3 protein-coding genes are annotated in these 3905 nt (G+C 61.6%); 1 reads left to right on the top strand and 2 read right to left on the bottom strand.

Going from position 1 to position 3905, the window contains the following annotated elements; translation table 11 throughout:
- The first annotated feature begins 264 nt into the window (after nt 1–264).
- Entirely contained in the window at nt 265–534 is a 270-nt protein-coding gene (locus EP26_RS29985; protein ID WP_043344956.1) for a hypothetical protein, read from the top strand.
- A 300-nt stretch (nt 535–834) separates the two neighbouring features.
- Here the strand turns inward: EP26_RS29985 and EP26_RS29980 are convergent, their stop codons facing one another.
- Together EP26_RS29980 and EP26_RS37085 are read right to left on the bottom strand one after the other, a co-directional pair.
- The gene (locus EP26_RS29980; protein WP_043344954.1) at nt 835–1023 is read right to left on the bottom strand and encodes a hypothetical protein; all 189 of its coding nucleotides are present in this window, start codon (nt 1021–1023) and stop codon (nt 835–837) included.
- 2625 nt (nt 1024–3648) lie between these two features.
- A partial coding sequence (locus tag EP26_RS37085; protein WP_211259623.1) for a hypothetical protein occupies nt 3649–3905 on the bottom strand: 257 nt, incomplete at its 5' end.

Below are 3905 nucleotides of genomic sequence, written 5' to 3'. Positions count from 1 at the left end.
GCGGCCGTGGGTATCGCGGTTACTGATCACAATCGCAGTTCAGCCTGGGCGGTAGTCTCGGCTAGTCCGTTCTTATTGACGACAGGCTAATAACGGATCGGCGTCGAAAATCGGGTACAGGCCGGAGTGCGCGGGCGGTGCCGGGTGGAACAGGGCAGCGACCAGCGGCGGGACCTTTGGGTTCCGCCTGAGGCGAAGCGTGTTTCATGTTGGGATTGGCGCGCAACATCGTCGCCGCGTGAATGGAGAGAGGAAGGTGCCCCGATGAGCGAGGAGCAACCCAAGCTTGAGGAGCAAGAACTCATCCAATACGCTGAGGATGTTGATCAGGAACTCACACAACTACGCGTTGCGGTTTGGGACCTCATTGATGGCCTCGATGCCACCGGAGGCTTCGTGGAGCTTGAGGCTAGGCGTGGCGGCGACGGGCCAGTGACCCGCCTCTGCCGAATGACCTCGAAGCCCCTTCCACCCAAGCTCAAAGCATGGTTGGAGGGAGAGGACCATTTGCGAGATGAACGCGTACCACCGTAGCACAGCAGAAGAGCGCGTCTTGGTTTTCGGAATGCATGATCAGGCCGGCAGCGTCGCGCCGAGCCAATGGCACTTCACCTCGGCCCACAGATTGCGGACGCCATTGGCAGGGCTGGCCGATACTGTTTTGAGTGGCTGATCGCCAGAGGCGCTGCCCCTGCCCAGATGCAGCAGATCGCAACACCCGTTGTCAGCAGGCCCGTGCGGGTTGAGGGTGGCCGAACCCGCTTGCCGAACTTTCCCGGCCGCACTCCCCTGCATGTTGGGCTCCTCGGCGACTGCGATGCGAGCAACGGCTACTTACCGAGCCGCGATGTCGGCGAGGTCCAAGAGGTGGTGGCCTGCCTCGAACACCTCGGCAGCGAAGGTCAGGGCTTCCACCCACTCCCCATCCGCGGTTCCACAATCGGGTTCGCCAGCAACAAGACGCCTGATCTCAATCAGAGCCCGGCTGTAATCGGCTTCGGTGACAATCGGCGCGACCTGCATGGTGCCACTTACCCAGGAGAACAGAGGTTAGCTGGGCATCTTTCTATCAGAAGTAGAAGTCTGTCGTCCAACACTGCCGTATACGCAACCTAAGGTAGCTCCACTCAGTGTGCTTTTTCTGCATCACCGCCCAGGGCAGATAAGCCGGACGTTGTATATACGCCTGAACACAACTTATGATTGAAAGCGGCAGTTCGGGAAACCTAGCATGCGCCGCGGCGCCGTCCTCTCCTTTCCTGCCCCACGAGGGCTCCGGGACGCTGAGCGCGATAGCTTGCAGCGCTTTGTGGCGGCGGTTCCGGGTGCGCAGGCCGACATCCTTATCGACCGAGATCGCCGGGAAGTCGCCATCCTCACCCTGGCCGGAAGGCATGTTTGGCTTACCCGCGACGATACCGGCATCGGCGCGCGTGACGCATGCAGTGGGCAACTTTTAGCCGAAGATACCTGCATCGTCCCGCTCTTGGCGAAGGTGCAAGCCGCTCTGCTGCCGGGCAGGGCCGCATGGAGTGGCATGGCCGATGTTACCCACTCTGTTCAATGCAGACCGGCGTAGCCACTGCGGCCTCCAAACAGCACACAGGTAGGTTGGTCGCCCCTGATGGCTGAACTCTGTGCAACCACAACGCCGTCGAGCCTGCCGTACAGTAGCGGGAAGCTTCTGTACATCGCAGAGCCGAGACACGCTGCGGTCGAAAGAGCATCGGCTGAAATCGACGCGCTCCGGGACTACGCTGACCGGCTCGGAGTTCATGTGACGGTGCATGATAGTCTGAACGGCATCGATCTCGACTGGCTCTGCCGCCGTCCATGTGCTCCACGAGGGGCAGGCGCCGCTGTACTTCGCGCACTTTGCAGCTACGCCGACCGCGCAGGACGGCCAGTTCGCCTCATCGTATTGGCCGGTCGAGAACGGCTGCTCACCTACTATGGCCGCTTCGGCTTCGAGGTCGTGCGCTCAGCCGAGACCGACAGGGATAGCACGGAACTGGCACGCTCGCCGGTAGATTGCGGCTCCCCTGATTAGGGCACTCGGCGGGATGCCGGCGAGCTACGGCAATGCCATGCTCTCTGAGTGACCAACACGGACACCGCTGTGCCGCGGCATTGACGAGATCGTCACCCATTGTGCCTGAGGCACCATCGAGACCGCACCGTTGGTGCTGAATGTAATCGCCAACATCCCGCGAGGAAGTGCCTATCCGGATCAACCTGCCAGCCGTTGCTGAGCTATACGTGCCCCCAAAGCGTGATCCAGCAAGGCACTATGGCCGAGCCTCGGAGGGTGCTTCCTGCCACTCACTTTTATGACCTCGAAACTCTGGTCCTCTTCCCAAGCACAATGCTCGTGCGCCCGTGTCATACGGACGATGGTAGCTACATCAGGATAGGCGGTGGTGCCGTCCGTTGTGATGCGGTTGGCAAAGTTGAGGGTAACTTCGAGGGTGGGAAAGTATCTCTCACGGGGAGAGCCCATCCACTCGACGACGTAGATGACCGCAAACCGCTCCTGCACTGGACTGGTCTCCATAGGTATCTTGGACGGCGCCATACAACGCACGGAGTTACGCCGCCCGAGCATATCGGTTTGCGACAACAACGGATTGTTGAATGGGTAGCTGATCACTCGGCACGAGATGCCGTCGCTTGCTGGGCGGGTCCACAGACCGCTTTCCGGTTTGGCCGTGCCGCGACCGCACCCGGCTGCCCATGTAGATGTTATACCACATCCCATTGATCAGAACCCATGCAGTAAAGCGGCTCGGTCGAGGCCGGGGCGGGCTGCGTCGGGGCGGCCTCCGCCGCCGATAGGTTGGGATCAACGGGGCTTGGTATTAGAACGCGGTTCGGCTGCTCGCCATTAGCGTCAGCGGCGTCTTCGGGCAGCCTAACGCGCCATGACCGCGGCGCCCTGTCGCACGAAATGCACCGTGACGATCCCTGGGCATCCCGAGACTACAGTGTACTCCACGGTGCAGTGCTCACGTCTGGCGATCTGCCGAAGGAGAGCGACAAGCTCCGACACGTCGCCGCCACCATATGCAAAGGAGAGGCAATCCGCTTTCCGTGCGGCCTCCCTAAGTCTCGACATTAGCAACATGCGACCTCGCATTCAGGTGGAACCGGTCCTCAGCCCACCGGGTCAAGGTAAGCTCGCTCGATCGCCGCATACATTTTGTGCCAGCATCAACTCGACGTGGATTGGTCACCCTTGTGTGCTTCGCGGTCCACCGTGCGCGATTCCGGGCACCACGTTTGTGATCCGTGAACGCTGGCCAGCATTTCGCTGTGAGCAGCGTGATCGAGAGATGACGGTGCAGCCTCCGGGAGCAGTACCTTCTGGCTCGTGCCGCCAAGATGCGGCGGGACGGAGGCCTCGTTCAGGGATGATGTCTAGAATTGCACTCGCCATCCTCGTTGCCTCGGTGGATGCCGCCGCGGCCGTCGTGGTGGACGCCCTCCAGCGGCAGATGAGGCCAAGGTTAGTGCGGCCAGAGCCATGCTGACCAGTTGGGCGATGACGGCAGCCGAGGTGGCGCGACAGCTTGGCTGCGCGCCCTTGACGCCCTACCGTCATTTGCCGGTCGGTCGATCGTCGAGTGTCGCTGCCGGCTAGACCAGAGTCTACCGGCGTAGATTCCTGCCCGAAGCCACCACCTTTTTACGCTCCGCACGTCGCGCAGCCAGAGTATCTTTCGGTATGCCCGGATTGGGCGGCACGACCGCCGAAGTCGAATGTGAGCCGCGAGCCAAACGCCGCTCGATCTCGGCCTCAATCGCATCCGGCGTGGCATTAGGGAACTGCTCGTTCAGGCGCGCCCGGAGGTCGGTAATCAGTACCTCTGGCGTGCTGCGCTGCGCCTCACGGGCGTCATCGTGCT

Origin of the sequence: Belnapia moabensis DSM 16746, from assembly GCF_000745835.1 — a bacterium.
GTDB lineage: Bacteria > Pseudomonadota > Alphaproteobacteria > Acetobacterales > Acetobacteraceae > Belnapia > Belnapia moabensis.
The sequence above is the reverse complement of the archived record's forward strand: the minus strand, read 5'-3'. Positions and strand labels throughout refer to the sequence as shown.

What these genes read in the sequence shown, in the direction of transcription:
- EP26_RS29985 (WP_043344956.1), top strand. Translation starts at nt 265, where the DNA reads ATGAGCGAGGAGCAACCCAAGCTTGAGGAGCAAGAACTCATCCAATAC.
- EP26_RS29980 (WP_043344954.1), bottom strand. Translation starts at nt 1,023, where the DNA reads ATGCAGGTCGCGCCGATTGTCACCGAAGCCGATTACAGCCGGGCTCTG.